We start from the raw sequence: 17,572 nt of genomic DNA on the forward strand, positions 1-17,572 counted from the left end.
TTAAGGAACAGGGTCGTGGCCGTGACCACCCCATGGATTACAACTTAAAATCCGTTTAATAGTTAACCAACCACCTTTAAAAGGACCATATTTTAAAATTGCTTCTTTCCCGTATTGAGAACAGGTCGGTGTGTATCGACAATTTGCGCCTAGTAAAGGCGAAATAAAAATCTGATAAATTCGGATAATGACAACAAATATCCACCTAAGTGGATTTATGATGCACACTGTCCAAATTGTTTTTAACACATTCATGTTGCAATTTTTTAAGCATATCTCCCATTCGGCTATACAATGTACTGTAAGGGACTGTTAAGTCACCCAAATACTGTATCGAGAATGTTAAATCAAGCAATTGTTCATCCAGAAAAGAATACAACAATGCATCTTTCTGCAGTCGATAGCTTTCTTTGATTCTGCGCTTAATAAAGTTACGCTTTGTCGCGAGCTTGATTCTTCGTTTAGAAACAGAAACTAATACCTGAGTTTTAGACTCATCCGTCCTATTTCCAACAGTAAATACCACGCGGTAAGGATAAACAACAAAAGAAGAACCATTATGAAAAAGATTATTTATTAATCTTTGACTGCATAATCGTTCTTCTTTTTTAAAAGTATAAGTTTTCATAAGACAAATTACAGGACTAAAAAAGCCATGAATAGTAATAAGTCATTAAAAAATACTTACGCTATTATCCTTTATGGCGATATTCATCAGAAACAGAAAGGCGTTTTCTGCCTTTTGCTCTACGAGATGCTAATACGCGTCTGCCATTTGCAGTACTCATACGCTCTCTAAATCCGTGTTTATTTCTTCTTTTTCTTTGCGAAGGCTGAAATGTTCTTTTCATGACGCTAATATGCTTTTAAAGTAATATTGACAAAATAATTCCCTCAAATAAGGAATGCAAAAGTAAAGTTATTTTCAGTAAAAACCAAATAATATTAAGAATTATATCATCTGGCTAAAAAAGAAATAGCAAACCCTATTCGGATTTGCTATTTCTAAACGAAGATTAAACCTATTTAGTTCTTAAAATATCTCTGATTTCAGTCAACAAAACTTCTTCTTTCGTAGGAGCTGGAGGTGCTTTTGGAGCTTCTGGCTCAGAACGTTTGAATGAATTTATTCCTTTGATGACTAAGAAAATACAGAATGCAATAATTAAGAATTGGATAATAACGTTGATAAAGTTTCCATAATTAATCGAAACTTCAGATGTTCCAGTTGCTTCGTTCGCCTGCACCAAAACATACTTCAAGTCCGAAAAATCAATTCCGCCAGTTAACGTACCGATGATTGGCATAATGATATCGTCGACAAGCGAAGTCACAATTTTACCAAATGCACCACCGATAACAACACCGACAGCTAAATCGACAACGCTTCCTCGCATTGCAAATTCTTTAAATTCTTTTAAAAATCCCATAGTTTAATTGAGTTATATGAATAGCTATTATTTAAATTCAATGTAAAAATGCCTATTTTTACTCTTAAATTAAAATATTAAAAATATATTTACTGAAGTTTTTTTTATTCTGTCCATGTAAATTGACAATAGTTATTTATTTAGTAACTTTGTTAGTAATCATGCTAAAAATAACCTGTTTAGTTTAACGATTTTTAATTATGAATATTACTGTGCTTTTTTACTACATCTAAGTATGAAAAAAATATTAATTGCCGATGACCATAGTATAGTACGTCTTGGAGCTTCGATTATAGTGAAAGAAATGTTTTCTGATTCTACATTATTGCAGGCTCAGACTTACGACGAAGTATACGAGATTTTAAAAAACAGACATATCGATTTAATTCTTTTAGACATCAATATGCCTGGAGGAAATAACATTAAAGTTATTAAAGAATTATTAGCCATCCAGCCCGATGTCAAAATCCTGGTATTTTCATCGTACGATGAGAGCTTGTATGCGCTTAGATATATTGAAGCTGGAGCAAGCGGATACCTACACAAGAACACGGCAATGTCAGAGCTTAATAACGCGATCCTGAGCGTAACCTCTCGCGGGAAGTACATGTCTGATGCTGTAAAAGATCTATATGTTCAAAAATTGACGACGAGCAAAGCCAGCACGCAATCTGCAAATCCTTTAAATAAATTATCGAACAGGGAAATGGATGTCGCTAAACATTTAATTAGCGGGTTGGGGATTTTGGAAGTTTCCAATTTATTGGAGCTGAGTTCTTCAACAATCAGCACTTACAAAAGCAGGATTTTTGAGAAATTGGCAGTGAATAATATTGCCGAATTAATCGAGCTCTTCAATTTAAATGCAACAAAAAACAACTAGTCTTTTGTTGCATTTAATTTAGTAAACCTTAAACTGTATCCATAGTTTCTACTGGAATATCAGTCACCTCAACTGCTTCCAGCGGTTTGTAATTTGCAAATTGATACCCATTCTTTTCGTCCAAATCCCATAGCAATGGCGACAGAAAATTGATGGTTGCCTGAAACCCTTGATTATTGGCTTTCATATTTCCGGTATCTTTTGAATTTTTGGCTTCATTCTCAATCTCAAAAGGCCCAGAAAATCCTTTCTCTTTCAAAACATCTGTAAAATCATTCCAATCCATGTTATCTGTACCGCCAAATCCTGGCAACATCGCTTCATAGTGGTGTCTGTCCCAATCGTGCTTTGGAATATCAATTCCAGCTTTCTCAGCCAATGATTCGTCAACGTGTTGCATCGGGTACATACCGCCCCATTCTGTACGCGATTTCACTTTTAGATTTCGCGTTGTTTTTACATGGATGCGATGCAATCTACTGATGTCTGTCGCTTGAATAACATCCACAGGATTGGTGTTTTGCCAAATGTCATGCGATGGATCGTAAATCTCACCATGCGATTTGCTTGGAATTAATGTATACATCAATTTACGTGCAGCTAACACTGCTGGCAAATTATTATAAGTAGACGTATAACGGGATGACCTCCATCCTTCCATTGGACAGTTTTCGTATAATACCGTAACACCTAAGCGTTCAGCATAAGCAATGATCGGTTCGAAAACACGTTTGTACTCTTCCAAATTCTTTTGAAAACCATCGATCTCATTTCCTAAGGCATGGTTATAGCCAACGAAAGTTCCGACTTTCACATTGTTTTGATCACCACCCAATAAATGCGCGATACGGATTAATTTAAGCAAATGGTTTTGATTCTTCACGCGCTGATCTTCGTCTCCGCCGATCATATTTTCAAAGGCGCCTAGAGAAAGGCTTAATTCTGCCGCGTTGAACTTTTCAATCAATTCTTTCGCAGTGTCAACCGTGAAATTATCATAATCTAAATGGGTTGCTGTATGGTCTTCTCTGGTTCCGTCTTTTCTAAAAACACACAAATCTATCCCTTGAGCACCTAACTCTTTCGCTGTTGAAATAATTTCATCCAACGTTAAATCAGGATAGGCAGAAGTCATTAACCAAATTGGATTATTTAATTTTTGTAAAGCCATATATTTTAAATTTTGCAGCTAAATATACTGAAAATTGGCCAGACTAACTTTAAGGAAAATTCATTTCTAGGAATTATTGCCGTAAAAAAACTTGCTTCTGACAAATAGAAAAGGGTTTGAATTGCTTCAAACCCTTTTCCTTATTTTGAAAAACTTCTATTAATCTACATTGTCATGCAGGAAAGAATTGTTCGATTTAATTTCAGTTTCTCCATCATCAAAAGACAATGTGAAACGAGAAACTTGAGATTGTGAAGAATGAGGAACATCATCCAATACTTTCTGCTTGCGCTTGTAAGCTGGCTCTGTTTCCAATTCTTGCAAACCGTTTGATGATTTCAATTTCATGCTCAACTCCTTCAAACGCAAAATACGTTCTTTCGTTTTCATTAATTGGTCCTCAAAACTAACATCCTCTTTTCTATCTTCTTCTTGAGCAATCACTTGGTTTGTTGCATGCTCAATTTCTTCGTCTTGTTTTGTTGTATTTTCATACGAATCAAAAACAGAAGGCAATTTAAATTCGAATGATGAAGCCGTTGTTTTTAATTCAAAACCAGAATTATCTTCTTTCGTTTCTTCTTCTTCAGAAGCATCATTAAAATCAAGCGTATGCTTAATAATCTCTTTCTCTGTTTCAACTTTCGTTGTCACATTTCCAGCGTATGGTTTTGAATGGTTATTAAACAAATCAGTTTGCGATGGTTGAGAAGGAGCTTCTGAAACCGCAGGCTGCACAGGTTTAATAAAACTTTCTGTATTTTCTACTTTCGGAGCGAATTGATTTTGAGAAATAGGGCGAACGAATGCCGAAGGAGACTCTGGAGTCAAAGGCAAAGCAATTTTCTCTTTTTCCTTTTCTTTCACGCGCTCATCAGCTGTTTGAAATCCTGTAGCAATAATCGTCACAGAAAGTTCTTCTTCGTAAGCTTCGTCGATGCAATTACCCCAGATTAAATCAGCAGAAAGACCTGCTTTTTCCTGAATGTAATCGGTAATAATCGCTACCTCATCCATTGTTACTTCTTTCGTTCCAGAAGTGATGTTCAATAAGATATAGCGAGCGCCTTCGATTTCATTATCTTTCAATAATGGCGAAGCTAAAGCACCTGTAACAGCGTCTAAAGCTCTTTGTTCACCTTTAGCAATTGCATTCCCCATAATAGCGACACCGCTATTATTCATTACTGTACGCACATCTTTAAAATCCACGTTCACGTAACCAGGAATCGTAATAATTTCCGCAATACCTTTAGCTGCCGTAGTTAAGATATCATCCGCTTTCGCGAATGCGGCAGTCATCGTCAAGTTGCCGAATATTTCTCTTAAGCGGTCATTCGAAATGACTAAGTATGAATCCACATATTTACGCAATTCTTCTAATCCTTCTTCCGCCTGTGAGCGTCTTCTTTTCCCTTCGAAAGTGAATGGCGTCGTGATTATCGCCACAGTTAAAATACCCAATTCTTTAGCTGCCTTTGCTAAAACAGGACTTGCGCCTGTTCCAGTACCACCACCCATTCCGGCAGTAATAAACAACATTTTGGTATTCGAACCCAACATGCGTTTGATATCTTCTATCGATTCAATTGCTGAATTTTCACCTACATCAGGGTCTGCTCCAGCTCCCATTCCTTCGGTTAAGCTCGCGCCTAACTGTACTTTATTAGGTATTGGGCTTAATTCTAAGGCTTGTGCATCGGTATTACACACAATAAAATCTACTCCACTAATACCTTGCTTATACATATGATTGACCGCGTTTCCACCGCCACCACCTACGCCAATTACTTTAATAATTGACGAGTTTTCCTTTAACATTTCAAATTGTATCGACATAAAATTTCTCCTATTTAACGCTTGCTGAACCCGCTATTTCCCTAACAAACTCAACAATTCAATGTAATAATACCATTTTCTTCACAACAGTTATCCACAATTGTTAATTTGTGGAAAAGTTGCTTCTGTGTTGAAAATTATTTCTTCCCAATAAATGTGTCGTCATCAATATTTGTATCGTCTTTGATAAAATCCGATATAATTTTTGTAAACCAACTTTCTTTTTTCTGTTGCTTTTCAGCAATCTCTTTGACCTTACCTTTAGTCTCTGTTTTCTTAACAACGACTTCTCTGTTTGTCGCTTCGTCTTCCTCGAATGCTTGAATACCTTTAATCAACAAACCGATTCCCGTTGCGTACAATGGGCTTTTCAATTCATCGAAAGCTTGTTTGTTCAACATATCTGTTTTTGCCAAATATTCATTCGGGTAACCGATACGGCAATCAATTCCTGTAATGTATTCCACTAATTGTACCAAATGTTTTAATTGGGCACCACCACCAGTAATTACAATACCTGCAATCAATTTATCTTCGTATCCCGAAGATTTAATTTCGTAGAAAACATGCTCAATAATTTCTTCCATTCTCGCTTGGATAATGTAGGCAAGATTTTTTACAGAAATTTCTTTTGCATCTCTTCCGCGGATTCCCGGTACGCAAATAACTTCGTTGTCTTTATTTTCATCTGCCAAAGCAGAACCGTAACGTACTTTCAATTGTTCAGCTTGATTGCGAAGCACAGCACATCCTTGGCGAATATCTTCTGTAACAATATTTCCTCCTAACGGAATAACCGCTGTATGGCGAATAATTCCTTCGTGAAAAATTGCAACGTCTGTTGTACCGCCACCGATATCGACCAAAACAACACCTGCAGTTTTCTCTTCGTCATCCAACACAGCTTCAGATGATGCAAGAGGTTCCAATACCAAAGAAGAAACTTCTAATTCAGAATTGTCTACACAACGCTTGATGTTTTTGATATCCGTAACACGTCCAGAAATAATATGGAAATTTGCTTCCACACGACGGCCTGCCATACCAATTGGTTCTTTGATTCCAGGTTCGTTATCAATCGTAAACTCTTGAGGAAGGACATGGATAATTTCTTCTCCCGGAGGAAGAACTAATTTGTACATGTCAGAAATCAATCGTTCTACATCGATTCGTCCGATTTCATCGTCGTCATTTTTAGTCAAAATTCCGCGATGTTGAATACTTTTGATGTGTTGCCCTGCAATACCAACGTTGACCACTTTGATGTCTACATTGGATTGACCCTCTGCTATCGAAACAGCTTCTCTAATGCTTCCGACAGTTTTCTGAATATTAGCAACAACTCCTCGGTTGACACCAGCTGATTCAGCTTTACCAACGCCCAAAAGTTCAATTTTATTCGTTCCACTACGTCGCCCTACAGTTACACAAATCTTTGTTGTGCCAATATCCAACCCAACGATGATTGGATTTTCTTTTTCATTTTCTGTAATTCTTGGTTTCATATGCTGTGTGTTTGTTATTTCTTAATTTACTACTAAACTCTTGTTAATCTTTAATTGCAAACTGTCGAGAAACCATTCCCCTCTTCGTTCACAAATAATTTGTCCGCCATATTTTACATTGACCTTCGCGTAAGCATCATTGCCTACTTTAGGTAAAATCTCTTTATAAAAAACCTGCAAGCGCTCCAATTTATAACTCAAAGAATCTGCATTTCCGATAATCAATTGCTGGTCGCCCACGCGAGGAACAATTTCAATATCTTTTTCGCTATTGACATACAATTGAACAATCTGATTCGACCATAATGCATCATCTTTCACTTGTTCGACAATTTTGACTAAATCCTTTAACAAGGGCGTTTTTAATTCTTCCAATGGCTTTGTATAGCCTTCGGCAATATTGCCATTCGCCACTAAAACATGCGGAACATAACGTAAAGTCACCGGAATTTTAACTCCTTTGGAATCCACATAATATTCCTTGCCAAATGCGTTGATGACCCGAAGAATCACTTCACGCTGTTGAATGGAAACCTGAATTACACCATCCATATCGGTGAACACTTCCACATCCGAAACATAAGGAAGCTTTTCCAAAGACTTCTCAATTTCTTGCAAAGGAACGCTATTCAAAGGCTTGCCTACAACGGCACCAAATTCTTTATTAATCAGATTCGAAATGTCATTCTGGTCAATGAAAGATTCTTTGCCCATAATAATAACCTTCATCGCTGTGGTCGTTTGAACCTGGTCTTTCTTTGTGATTAAGCTCATCAAAAGCACTAAGCCCACTAGCGCCGCGAGGCCTAGAAATGCGAACCAGACCAGCTTCCATCGAATTAATTTGAAACTAGCTAACATCGCCTAATAGTTTTTTTAATGGTTTTACCAAACGGTCAATATCTCCTGCACCGACTGTAACAATTAATTCAGGACGTTCTTCCTCAACTATTTTTAACACCTCTTCCGGACTTACAATCCGTTTATTTTCTAAATCAATTTTGCTAGCTAACCAGCTTGAATCCACACCTTCCATTGGCAACTCGCGAGCCGGATAGATTTCCATAAGCAAAAGTTCGTCAGCAAAGCCTAAAACTTCGGCAAAGCCATCCACAAAATCCTTCGTTCTTGAGAACAAATGTGGCTGGAAGACAACAGTCAGCTTTTTATTCGGATACAATTTGCGCATGGATGTTAAGAACGCACGCAATTCTTCAGGATGATGTGCATAATCATCAATGTAGATATGCTTTTCATTCTTAACGATGTATTCAAATCTTCGTTTTGCGCCAGCAAAAGAACTCAATGCAGCAACAATTTTAGAAGCATCGATTTTCAATAATTTGGCAACCGTAATCGCTGCGACAGCATTTTCGACATTGTGAATTCCTGCAATTCCTAAATGGATATTCTCAATTTTTAAATCTTCTGATAAGTAATCGAAATAGAATTCTCCGTCTCTAACTTGAACGTTCGTTGCGTACGCATCGCATGGAATATCATTCGCATAAAGAATGTCGTCTCCAAAAGGAAGATTCTTCTTGACAATGCTCGTTCCACCTTCGACTACGCGACCCAAAAACAATTCGAACGACTCAATCAAATGGCTTTCGTCTCCATAAATATCTAAATGGTCCGCATCAGCTGATGTCACGACAGCAATATTTGGATGCAATGTCAAAAACGAACGGTCATACTCATCCGCTTCAACAACCACAACATCATTGTTTCCATACAGCACATTGCTGTTGTAATTTGTACTAATTCCTCCTAAGAATGCTGAGCAATCATAACCCGAATCTTTCAAAATATGCGCAATCATCGTAGAAGTAGTCGTTTTACCATGTGTTCCCGCTACCGCAATGGTAAAGCGGCTTTCGCTGATAAATCCTAAAACTTGCGAACGCTTAAAGAGCGTATGTCCTTTTTCAAGGAAATAATTTTTGATAGCCAAATCCTTAGGAACAGCTGGAGTAAAAATGATTAACGTTTCTTCATTTGGTTCAGCAAACAAAGAAGGAATATTCTCCACATCATCTTCGTACGAAATCGCAATTCCTTCGCCGTCCAATGTTTTGGTCAATTCAGTTTCGGTTTTGTCATAGCCCGCTACCGCATAGCCCAAATGTTGGAAATAGCGCGCTAAACCACTCATGCCGATGCCGCCGATGCCAATCAAATAAACCTTTTTTACTTTATCTATATTCATTTTACTTCTTTGCTATTTTCAACACTTCTTCAGCAATGATTTCATCGGCATCCAATTTTGCCAAGGATTTAATATTTGTGCTTAACTCTTCCTGTCTGCCTTCATCGTCCAACAGCTCCAAAACTTTGTCCACTAAATGAATGCGTGCAGATAAGTCGGTCACCATTTCAGCCGCATGTTTGTTTGTTAATGCAACTGCATTTTTTGTCTGATGGTCATCCGCAACATTCGGAGACGGCACCAGAATCACAGGCTTTCCAACCACACATAATTCGGAAATCGTTCCCGCACCTGCTCTCGCAATAATGATATCCGCCGCAGCGTAGGCATAATCCATGCGCTCTAAAAATGCAAGCATTTTAATCTGCTCTGGCAATTTATCTTTTAACTCTTCTTGAAGTGTTTCGAAATAATAACTTCCGCATTGCCAGATTACCTGAACATCTTTCGCTATTAATTTATCCAAACCAGCAATTACACATTCGTTCAAGGTCTTTGCACCCAAACTTCCGCCGGTAATTAAAATGGTCTTCTTCGTCTGGTCTAAAGCAAAAGCATGCAAAGCCTCTTCCCTTTTTCCTTCAATCTTTACTGAAGAACGGCGAATCGGATTGCCTGTCAGCATGACCTTTTCGGCTGGAAAAAATTGCTCCATTCCTTCGTAAGCCACACATATTTTCTTTGCATCTTTGCCCAATCGCTTATTGGTTACTCCTGCATAAGAATTTTGTTCCTGTATCAAAGTCGGAATCCCAATCCAGTTAGCCATCATCAACAAAGGCCCCGAAGCATATCCACCAACACCAACTGCAACTTCAGCATCAAAATCTTTCAACACCTTGCGCGCTTTCCATAAACTGCTAATCATTTTGTACGGCAAGGAGATATTTTTCCAAATCGACTGGCGATTAATCCCTTGAATATCCAAACCAACAATTTCGTATCCCGCAGCAGGCACACGTTCCATTTCCATCCTGCCGTTTGCTCCTACAAAAAGGATTTCGGTCGAAGGGTCTTGTTTAAGTAATGCATTCGCAATAGCAATCGCAGGAAAGATATGCCCTCCTGTACCACCACCGCTTATGATTATTTTACGTGCCATATTTTTTATTAAATGCTACCGACAACTACTTTACGTACTTTCGGAGTTTCGTTTAACTCTTCTTTATACTTTAACTCTTCAATATTCCGGCTTACGCTCAGGATAATCCCCAAGGCAACGCTTGTAAACAAAATGGATGTTCCTCCCATACTCACCAAAGGCAATGGAATACCTGTCACTGGGCCTAGACCAACTGCTACCGCCATATTTGCCAAGGCTTGAATGGTCAGGCTAAATCCTAAACCTGCCGCCAAAAAAGCACCAAAGGCTCGCGGACTCAAAGTCACAATCCGTATGCATCGATACATCAATGCGATATATAGAAACAGAATAATAAAACCGCCAATCGTACCATATTCTTCAATGATAATCGCAAAAATAAAATCCGAATACGGGTGAGGCAACACGTTGCGCTGCATCGAATTTCCTGGTCCTTTTCCAAATGTCCCTCCAGTTGCAATCGCGATTTTTGAATTGTTCGCCTGGAAATTTTTATCTTCTTGGAATGGAACTGTACCTGTTGCTACTTCTTCTGTTTTGAAAAACCCTTCCAAACGGCTGATGTAGGTTGCACGTCTTGGCCCTAATAACATAACCAAAGTCAACAAAACGCCAACGCTAATACAAACAATAGCGATCTGCTTAAAACTGATTCGACCGATCAATAACAGTAAAATACACACACTGAACAACATCAAAGCTGTTGACAGATTGGCTAATGCAATTAACACAAAGACTATACAAACCGCCCCCATAATTGGTGCGAACGATTTTTTTACATCTTTAATTTCTTCTTGCTTTCGAGAAAGCATTCTGGCAAGAAATGTAATCAAAGCCAATTTTGCTAAATCCGAAGTTTGGAATGTCTGATTAATAACCGGAATCGTTACCCAACGATTTGCTTGATTGATGCTTTCTCCAAAAACTAAGGTGTACAGCAATAAAGGAATCGTAATAATCATTAACAATTTTGAAATACCGGCATAATAGCGATAGTCCAATTTGTGCGAAAGAAACATCAAGACAAACCCGACAATAATAATTGCCAAATGTTTGAACAAATACATTTCTGTTCCTTTGCCTTCTTTGTAGGCCAAAGTTCCAACTGAACTATATACAGCAAGCAAGGACCATCCTGATAAAATCAGAACGATAATCCATATCCATTTGTCGCCTTTAAGTTTTGAAAACAGCTGATCCATCTGCTTAAATATTATATGGCCATAACGGCCTCTTTAAATTTATTTCCTCTTTCTTCGTAATTTTTAAACCAATCGAAACTTGCGCAGGCTGGAGACAACAAGACAGTATCTCCTTTTTTTGCCAAATGAGAAGCGATTGAAACTGCATCCTGCATCGAAGCACTGTTGACAATCACATCAGTATCTTCTTCGAATGATTCATGAATACGGGTATTGTCTTTTCCGATACAGATAATCGCTTTGACTTTGCTTTTAACCAAGTCACGCAACATTTCATAATCATTTCCTTTATCAACCCCACCCATGATCAATACAATGTCTGGTGAAAAACTTTCCAAGGCATACCAAACCGAATTGACATTTGTAGCCTTTGAATCGTTAATGTAATTGACACCTCCGATACAAGCAACATGCTCAAGGCGGTGTTCAATGTTCACATAGGAGCTCATACTCTCTTTCATCGTTTGATTGCGTAAGTCTTGCGCTTTCGCAACCAATCCGGAAGCCATATTGTTGTAGACGTTATGTTTTCCTTGCAGTGATAATTCTTCAATATTCATCGTAAACTGTTCTCTATGTGGTACGTTAATTACTATATTCTTGTCTTCTGTTAACCAAGCGCCGATCGTCTCTTCTGTCAATTGGCTCATTGGCAAATGCAGTGCTTTTGTCGGATGCTTATCCAACGCTTTCATTGTTTCTTCATCATCTGCACAATAGATGAAGTAGTCATTCTCCGTCTGATTTTGAACCATTCGGAATTTGGAGGCGACATAATTTTCCAATTTATAATCGTAGCGATCCAAATGATCTGGCGTAATGTTTAGTATCACGGCTACATCTGCTCGAAAATGATACATGTCATCCAGCATAAAACTGGAAATTTCCAAAGCGTAAACTTCATGAGGTTCCCTTGCAACTTGCAATGCAAAACTTCTTCCTATATTTCCCGCCAAACCCACATCCACACCTGCTTTCTGCAACATGTAGTAGGTCAGCATAGTCGTAGTCGATTTGCCGTTCGAACCCGTAATGCAGTATAATTTTGCGTCGGTGTATTGCGCAGCAAACTCAATCTCAGAAATCACAGGAATGCCCAATGCTCTAAGTCTTTTGATTAGAGGCGCTTTCTCTGGAATGCCTGGACTTTTTACGATTAAAGCAGCATTTAAAATCAGCTCTTCTGAATGCGTAGTTTCTTCAAACGAAATCTGTTCAGCAACCAATGTATTTTTATACGAATCGGCAATGTTTCCCATATCAGAAACAAACACATCAAAGCCTTTATCTTTTCCAAGAATGGCAGCTCCAACTCCGCTCTCCCCTGCGCCAAGAATTACAAGGCGGCCGGATTGTGGATAATATGTATGCGCAATATTTGACATGCTTATCGAACTTTTAAAGTCACAATTGTTAAAATGGCCAGGATGATCGAAACGATAACAAAACGTGTTACGATTTTCGATTCATGATACCCTTTCTTCTGATAGTGATGATGCAACGGAGACATTAAGAATATCCTTCTGCCTTCGCCATATTTTTTCTTTGTGTATTTGAAATACGAAACTTGTGTGATGACAGAAACGAGCTCAATCAAGAATATACCGCACAAGATTGGAATCAATAATTCTTTACGGATCAAGATGGCAAATGCAGCGATAATCCCTCCGATAGCCAAACTTCCTGTGTCGCCCATAAAAACTTGCGCTGGATAGGCATTGTACCATAAAAATCCCGTACATGCTCCAATAAATGCTCCGGCAAAAATTACTAGCTCTCCAGAATTCGGGATATACATGATGTTCAAATAATCAGAGAATATGATGTTACCCGAAACGTATGCTAGGATTGCCAATGTCACGCCTATGATGGCAGAAGTTCCCGTGGCCAAGCCGTCGATACCGTCCGTGATATTTGCGCCGTTTGATACTGCGGTTACAATAAAAACTACAAAGACCAAGAAGACCATAAACGTCATCCAAGGCGAATTCAAGCCAAACATGTCCAACACTTTGGCATAGTCGAACTCATTGTTTTTGTAAAATGGAATGTTCGTCTTCGTTGATTTTACATTTTCAGTATAGTATTTTTCACCAGTCTGTTCGTTGATGTACACTTCCACTGGTTTTGACGAAGTAGGATTTGTGACCGTTTGGCGCACAACAATATCCGGATGAAAATACATCGTAAAAGCAATGATGATTCCCAATCCTACCTGTCCGATCACTTTGAATCTTCCAGCTAAGCCTTCTTTATTTTTCTTAAAAACTTTGATGTAATCATCTAAAAATCCAATTGCTCCCATCCAAATGGTAGTCACAATCATGATGATTACATAAATATTATCCAGTTTCGCAAACAGCAATGTTGGGATTAAGATTCCGGCAATAATAATCAGACCACCCATAGTCGGTGTTCCTTGTTTTTTCTTCTCGCCTTCCAAACCCAAATCACGAATTGTTTCGCCGACTTGCTTGACTTGCAAAAGACGAATCAATCGGCTACCAAAAACTGTTGTGATAATTAAAGAAACAATAACTGCCATAGCCGTACGGAAGGAAATGTATTGAAACAAACCCGACCCAGGGATATGGTTATGGTCATTTAGCCAGTCGAATAAATAATATAACATAATTATTGTTGTTCTTTAAATACCTCTATTAAAACTTCTTTGTCATCAAAATGATGCTTCACTCCTTGAATTTCTTGATAGTTTTCATGTCCCTTTCCTGCAACTAAAACGATATCACCTGCTTGTGCCAAATGGCAAGCCGCCTTGATTGCTTCTTTTCGGTCTGCAATCGTAAACACGTTTTTCTTCTTTCCGGCAGGAATACCAGCTTCCATATCTTTGATGATCTGATAAGGATCTTCTGTTCTTGGATTATCTGAGGTAATGATTACTTTATCACTCAATTTCGCAGCAACTTCAGCCATTTCCGGACGTTTCGTTTTATCACGGTCACCGCCACATCCTAAAACCGTAATGATCTGCTGACTCGGTTTGCGCAAATCGCGAATGGTTTCCAAAACATTTTTCACCGCATCAGGCGTGTGCGCATAATCAACGATTCCTATAGTTCCTTTGTTCGATTGAATAGGTTCAAATCTTCCTGCTGCACCATGGATTTCACTAAGCGCCGTCAATACCTTAAGCGTTTCTTGCTCCAATAAAATAGCGGCTCCATAAACGGCCAATAAGTTATAAGCATTGAAACTTCCGACTAATTTCACCCACACCTCATGTCCATCAATCGACAAAAGCATACCATCGAAATGACTTTCGATAATTTTGGCTTTAAATTCAGCCATGTTGTGCATGCCGTATGTTTTCTTGTGAGCGAATGTATTTTGCAACATGACCGCTCCGTTTTTATCATCGATGTTGGTCAATGCAAAAGCGTAACGATCCAAATCGTCGAAAAACTTTTTCTTCGCTTTGATGTAATGATCAAATGTGCCATGAAAGTCCAAATGATCATGCGTAATGTTTGTAAATATGCCTCCAGCGAAACGTAATCCTGCAATCCGTTGCTGCGCAACGGCGTGCGAACTTACTTCCATAAAGCAATAATCACATCCATCAGAAACCATATCGCGCAATAAACTATTTAGAGCAATTGGATCTGGAGTTGTATGTGTTGCTGGAATTATGCGATCGCCAATTTTATTTTCTACCGTGGACAATAATCCGACATGATAGCCTAGGTTATCAAATAAGTTAAATAGTAACGTTGCTACTGTCGTTTTTCCATTCGTTCCTGTGACCCCAACCAATTTCAATTCCTTCGAGGGGTTCTCGTAGAAATTTGCTGCGAGTATCCCAAGAGCATATGAAGTATCATCTACTAAAACGTAAGTCACTTCTTCATTGAAAATAACAGGCAATTCCTGAACAACCAAGACAGAGGCGCCCAGTTCAATTGCTTTCGGCAAAAACTGATGTCCATCGACCTGCGTGCCGTAAATAGCAATGAATAGACTTCCGGCTTCAACTTTACGAGAATCAAAACATAGCGAAGCCACCTCAACATCAAGCTGACCTCTTAATTCCCTAACTGGAATCGCATGTAATAATTCTTTTAATTTCATTAATTTAATTCTATTGAGATATTAGTCCCCATTTGTAATTTTTCGCCCGGTAATAACGATTGTGAAATCACTCGTCCTCTACCTGAAACACGGGTCTTAAATCCTGCGTTTTCCATTGTATACAAGGCATCGCTCAAACCCATACCGACCACATTCGGCACCGTTCCTTCTTTGATCTGTACGTCAATCCAAGGAGATCCTTTAGACGCGCTTGTATCCTTTCCACTTCTAGCGGCCATGTTCCAATTAACCCCAGTAAATCCTAAGGCATCGTACACTTTCGAAGATGCATCTTTAGAACCGATCAAGGTTTGAGGAACTTTATTTCCGGCAACATTCACTTTCCTGTTAGTCAATGTGCTATGCATCGATACGTCATTTGCAAAAACCATGTTTGCCAACTCCCTGAATACAGGTCCTGCAACTGACCCACCATAGTACCCATTCCTTGGATTACGAATCACGACAATCATGGAATACTTTGGATGGTCTGCAGGAAAATAACCTGCGAAAGAAGATTGGTAACGGCGAGCTCCATACCCTCTGGAATCATCAGCCATTTGAGCCGTCCCTGTTTTACCAGCAGCTTTGTACAATGGACTTGTCAACCGTTTTCCAGTCCCATGATCCATCACCCCTTCCATCATTTTCTGCATTTTATCGATCGCTGATTCGGAAGCAATCTGTTTGTTGATCACTCGCGCATGAAAGCGCTCAACTGTATTGCCTAAATGACGAATTTCTTTTACAAACAAGGGCGCAACCATTTTACCATCATTTGCGACCGCATTATACATGGTCAATGTTTGCATCGGCGTCAATTTTAATTCATAGCCGTAAGACATTTGAATTAAGGACAGCTTGCTCCATGATCTATTTTTTGGTGTTTTCACAATGGGAATTCCTTCACCTGGAATCTGCAATCCTAGAGGCTGATCTAATCCCCAGCTATGTAATTTGTTGACGAATTTGTCCGGATTGCTCCCATAATGCGTATTGATCATTTTCGTCACCGCAACGTTTGAAGATTCTTCAAACCCTTCTTTTACAGTAACCAGTGATTTTTTTGGCGCATGCGAATCCCTGATCGTATGAGAAGGAACTTTATACGTTCCATTTCCAATATCAATGACTGTGCTTGTATCCACCACTCCGTCATCCAAAGCGATTAAGTAAGACGCTAATTTGAATGTCGAGCCAGGGTCAGCACCTTGCGCAATAGCATAATTAAATTTCTCCCGGTATTTACCGTCTGTATCTTTCGTGAAATTTGCAATGGCACGAATTTCTCCAGTTTTCACTTCCATCAAAATTACGCAGCCATTGTCTGCATTGCTTTCGATCAACTGTTTTTCCAACGCGCGTTGCGCCATGTCCTGCATATTCACATCGATCGTCGAAATAATATCCGAACCATCAACTGGAGCAACTTCTATTTCCCGATTTACTGGAATCCAAACACCGCCAGCAATACGCTGCATCATCTGAGCGCCACTTGTTCCATCAATGTAATGTCCGTATGCACCTTCCAGCCCAACAAGAACGGTGTCAATTCCTGTGTAGTTTTTGTATCCAATTGTACGGGCAGCCAAATTGGTAAATGGCAAAATCCGTTTGTTTTCACGCACAGCGATCAACCCTCCCGAATACCTGTTCTTATCGACCTTAAATGCTTTTAACAAAGGGAATTCTTTGATTACCTTCAAATCTTGATGATTCACATCGCGTTTAATTAACGTATAGCGCTGTTTTTTCGCACGTGCCTCTTTTAACAAGGCTAAATATTGCCTAGAAGAACGGTCCTTGAAAAAATCGGCTAATTTATAAGCCAACGAATCTACTTTCTCATTAAAAATTTCTGGCTGATCTGCAGGAATTGCCATCGCATCAAAACGAATGTCATATTCTGGAACAGAAGTCGCTAATAAACTTCCGTCATTGGAATAAATATTTCCTCTGGCAGCTTCAATAACACGTTCTTTAATAGTTAAACTATCGGCGATCGCGCGCCACTCGCCTCCATCCACGTACTGCAAATGAAGCAACTTAGCGAAGACCGCAAGCGCCCCAAATACCATCAGCCCGAACGCCAGGTACACCCTAATTAATATGGATTTCCTAATATTCATTGGAGTTTAA

Annotated in this window: 16 protein-coding genes; 1 reads left to right on the top strand and 15 read right to left on the bottom strand. The window is 38.9% G+C overall.

Annotated features, from left to right (window positions below; translation table 11 throughout):
* The 4 genes from yidD to mscL all read right to left on the bottom strand — a co-directional run bounded on the left by yidD (position 1) and on the right by mscL (position 1,430).
* Positions 1 to 255 carry a membrane protein insertion efficiency factor YidD gene (gene yidD, locus C4F49_RS06440; protein ID WP_196935054.1) on the bottom strand — a complete coding sequence of 85 codons (255 nt, stop codon included), beginning with the start codon at positions 253 to 255 and terminating at the stop codon, positions 1 to 3.
* Positions 206 to 628, bottom strand: coding sequence for a ribonuclease P protein component (locus tag C4F49_RS06445; RefSeq protein WP_196935055.1), 423 nt, complete (start codon positions 626 to 628; stop codon positions 206 to 208). Before C4F49_RS06445 ends, yidD begins: the two co-directional genes overlap by 50 nt.
* Before the next feature lie 64 nt (positions 629 to 692).
* Complete coding sequence (gene rpmH / locus C4F49_RS06450) at positions 693 to 851, bottom strand: 50S ribosomal protein L34 (protein ID WP_081643199.1); 159 nt, start codon at positions 849 to 851, stop codon at positions 693 to 695.
* 171 nt (positions 852 to 1,022) lie between these two features.
* Entirely contained in the window at positions 1,023 to 1,430 is a 408-nt protein-coding gene (gene mscL, locus C4F49_RS06455) for a large-conductance mechanosensitive channel protein MscL (RefSeq protein ID WP_196935056.1), read from the bottom strand.
* A gap of 235 nt (positions 1,431 to 1,665) precedes the next feature.
* Between mscL and C4F49_RS06460 the strand changes: the two genes are divergently transcribed.
* Positions 1,666 to 2,313, top strand: coding sequence for a response regulator (locus C4F49_RS06460; protein WP_196935057.1), 648 nt, complete (start codon positions 1,666 to 1,668; stop codon positions 2,311 to 2,313).
* A 28-nt stretch (positions 2,314 to 2,341) separates the two neighbouring features.
* Here C4F49_RS06460 and C4F49_RS06465 read toward each other — a convergent pair whose 3' ends face one another.
* The 11 genes from C4F49_RS06465 to C4F49_RS06515 form a co-directional block, all read right to left on the bottom strand.
* Entirely contained in the window at positions 2,342 to 3,484 is a 1,143-nt protein-coding gene (locus C4F49_RS06465; RefSeq protein WP_196935058.1) for a sugar phosphate isomerase/epimerase family protein, read from the bottom strand.
* A 159-nt stretch (positions 3,485 to 3,643) separates the two neighbouring features.
* Positions 3,644 to 5,323, bottom strand: a complete 1,680-nt coding sequence (gene ftsZ, locus C4F49_RS06470; RefSeq protein ID WP_196935059.1) for a cell division protein FtsZ — start codon at positions 5,321 to 5,323, stop codon at positions 3,644 to 3,646.
* A 137-nt stretch (positions 5,324 to 5,460) separates the two neighbouring features.
* Positions 5,461 to 6,828, bottom strand: a complete 1,368-nt coding sequence (ftsA, locus tag C4F49_RS06475) for a cell division protein FtsA (protein ID WP_196935060.1) — start codon at positions 6,826 to 6,828, stop codon at positions 5,461 to 5,463.
* Positions 6,829 to 6,849: 21 nt separating this feature from the next.
* Positions 6,850 to 7,689, bottom strand: coding sequence for a cell division protein FtsQ/DivIB (locus tag C4F49_RS06480; protein WP_196935061.1), 840 nt, complete (start codon positions 7,687 to 7,689; stop codon positions 6,850 to 6,852).
* Positions 7,679 to 9,037 (bottom strand): UDP-N-acetylmuramate--L-alanine ligase, encoded by a 1,359-nt coding sequence (gene murC, locus C4F49_RS06485; protein WP_196935062.1) that lies wholly within the window; start codon positions 9,035 to 9,037, stop codon positions 7,679 to 7,681. The genes C4F49_RS06480 and murC overlap by 11 nt, the downstream gene beginning before the upstream one ends.
* A 1-nt stretch (position 9,038) precedes the next feature.
* Positions 9,039 to 10,139 (bottom strand): undecaprenyldiphospho-muramoylpentapeptide beta-N-acetylglucosaminyltransferase, encoded by a 1,101-nt coding sequence (murG, locus tag C4F49_RS06490; RefSeq protein WP_196935063.1) that lies wholly within the window; start codon positions 10,137 to 10,139, stop codon positions 9,039 to 9,041.
* Between the two features lie 8 nt (positions 10,140 to 10,147).
* Positions 10,148 to 11,341, bottom strand: coding sequence for an FtsW/RodA/SpoVE family cell cycle protein (locus tag C4F49_RS06495; RefSeq protein ID WP_196935064.1), 1,194 nt, complete (start codon positions 11,339 to 11,341; stop codon positions 10,148 to 10,150).
* Positions 11,342 to 11,352: 11 nt separating this feature from the next.
* Positions 11,353 to 12,726, bottom strand: a complete 1,374-nt coding sequence (gene murD, locus C4F49_RS06500) for a UDP-N-acetylmuramoyl-L-alanine--D-glutamate ligase (RefSeq protein ID WP_196935065.1) — start codon at positions 12,724 to 12,726, stop codon at positions 11,353 to 11,355.
* A 2-nt stretch (positions 12,727 to 12,728) separates the two neighbouring features.
* Entirely contained in the window at positions 12,729 to 13,973 is a 1,245-nt protein-coding gene (mraY, locus tag C4F49_RS06505) for a phospho-N-acetylmuramoyl-pentapeptide-transferase (RefSeq protein ID WP_196935066.1), read from the bottom strand.
* Between the two features lie 2 nt (positions 13,974 to 13,975).
* Positions 13,976 to 15,433: a UDP-N-acetylmuramoyl-L-alanyl-D-glutamate--2,6-diaminopimelate ligase gene (locus C4F49_RS06510; RefSeq protein ID WP_196935067.1), complete on the bottom strand. Its 1,458-nt coding sequence runs from the start codon at positions 15,431 to 15,433 to the stop codon at positions 13,976 to 13,978.
* Entirely contained in the window at positions 15,433 to 17,562 is a 2,130-nt protein-coding gene (locus C4F49_RS06515; protein ID WP_196935068.1) for a penicillin-binding protein, read from the bottom strand. The genes C4F49_RS06510 and C4F49_RS06515 overlap by 1 nt, the downstream gene beginning before the upstream one ends.
* Positions 17,563 to 17,572: the final 10 nt, after the last annotated feature.

Source organism: Sphingobacterium hungaricum (genome assembly GCF_015210005.1).
In the GTDB taxonomy this organism is placed as follows: domain Bacteria; phylum Bacteroidota; class Bacteroidia; order Sphingobacteriales; family Sphingobacteriaceae; genus Sphingobacterium; species Sphingobacterium hungaricum.

Bases quoted from the DNA above. Each gene is read 5' to 3' on its own strand.
- C4F49_RS06480 (WP_196935061.1), bottom strand. From the start codon at position 7,689: ATGTTAGCTAGTTTCAAATTAATTCGATGGAAGCTGGTCTGGTTCGCA.
- murG (WP_196935063.1), bottom strand. From the start codon at position 10,139: ATGGCACGTAAAATAATCATAAGCGGTGGTGGTACAGGAGGGCATATC.
- C4F49_RS06510 (WP_196935067.1), bottom strand. From the start codon at position 15,433: ATGAAATTAAAAGAATTATTACATGCGATTCCAGTTAGGGAATTAAGA.
- C4F49_RS06460 (WP_196935057.1), top strand. From the start codon at position 1,666: ATGAAAAAAATATTAATTGCCGATGACCATAGTATAGTACGTCTTGGA.
- rpmH (WP_081643199.1), bottom strand. From the start codon at position 851: ATGAAAAGAACATTTCAGCCTTCGCAAAGAAAAAGAAGAAATAAACAC.
- C4F49_RS06515 (WP_196935068.1), bottom strand. From the start codon at position 17,562: ATGAATATTAGGAAATCCATATTAATTAGGGTGTACCTGGCGTTCGGG.
- yidD (WP_196935054.1), bottom strand. From the start codon at position 255: ATGAATGTGTTAAAAACAATTTGGACAGTGTGCATCATAAATCCACTT.
- C4F49_RS06465 (WP_196935058.1), bottom strand. From the start codon at position 3,484: ATGGCTTTACAAAAATTAAATAATCCAATTTGGTTAATGACTTCTGCC.
- C4F49_RS06495 (WP_196935064.1), bottom strand. From the start codon at position 11,341: ATGGATCAGCTGTTTTCAAAACTTAAAGGCGACAAATGGATATGGATT.
- mraY (WP_196935066.1), bottom strand. From the start codon at position 13,973: ATGTTATATTATTTATTCGACTGGCTAAATGACCATAACCATATCCCT.
- C4F49_RS06445 (WP_196935055.1), bottom strand. From the start codon at position 628: ATGAAAACTTATACTTTTAAAAAAGAAGAACGATTATGCAGTCAAAGA.
- murC (WP_196935062.1), bottom strand. From the start codon at position 9,037: ATGAATATAGATAAAGTAAAAAAGGTTTATTTGATTGGCATCGGCGGC.
- murD (WP_196935065.1), bottom strand. From the start codon at position 12,726: ATGTCAAATATTGCGCATACATATTATCCACAATCCGGCCGCCTTGTA.
- mscL (WP_196935056.1), bottom strand. From the start codon at position 1,430: ATGGGATTTTTAAAAGAATTTAAAGAATTTGCAATGCGAGGAAGCGTT.
- ftsA (WP_196935060.1), bottom strand. From the start codon at position 6,828: ATGAAACCAAGAATTACAGAAAATGAAAAAGAAAATCCAATCATCGTT.
- ftsZ (WP_196935059.1), bottom strand. From the start codon at position 5,323: ATGTCGATACAATTTGAAATGTTAAAGGAAAACTCGTCAATTATTAAA.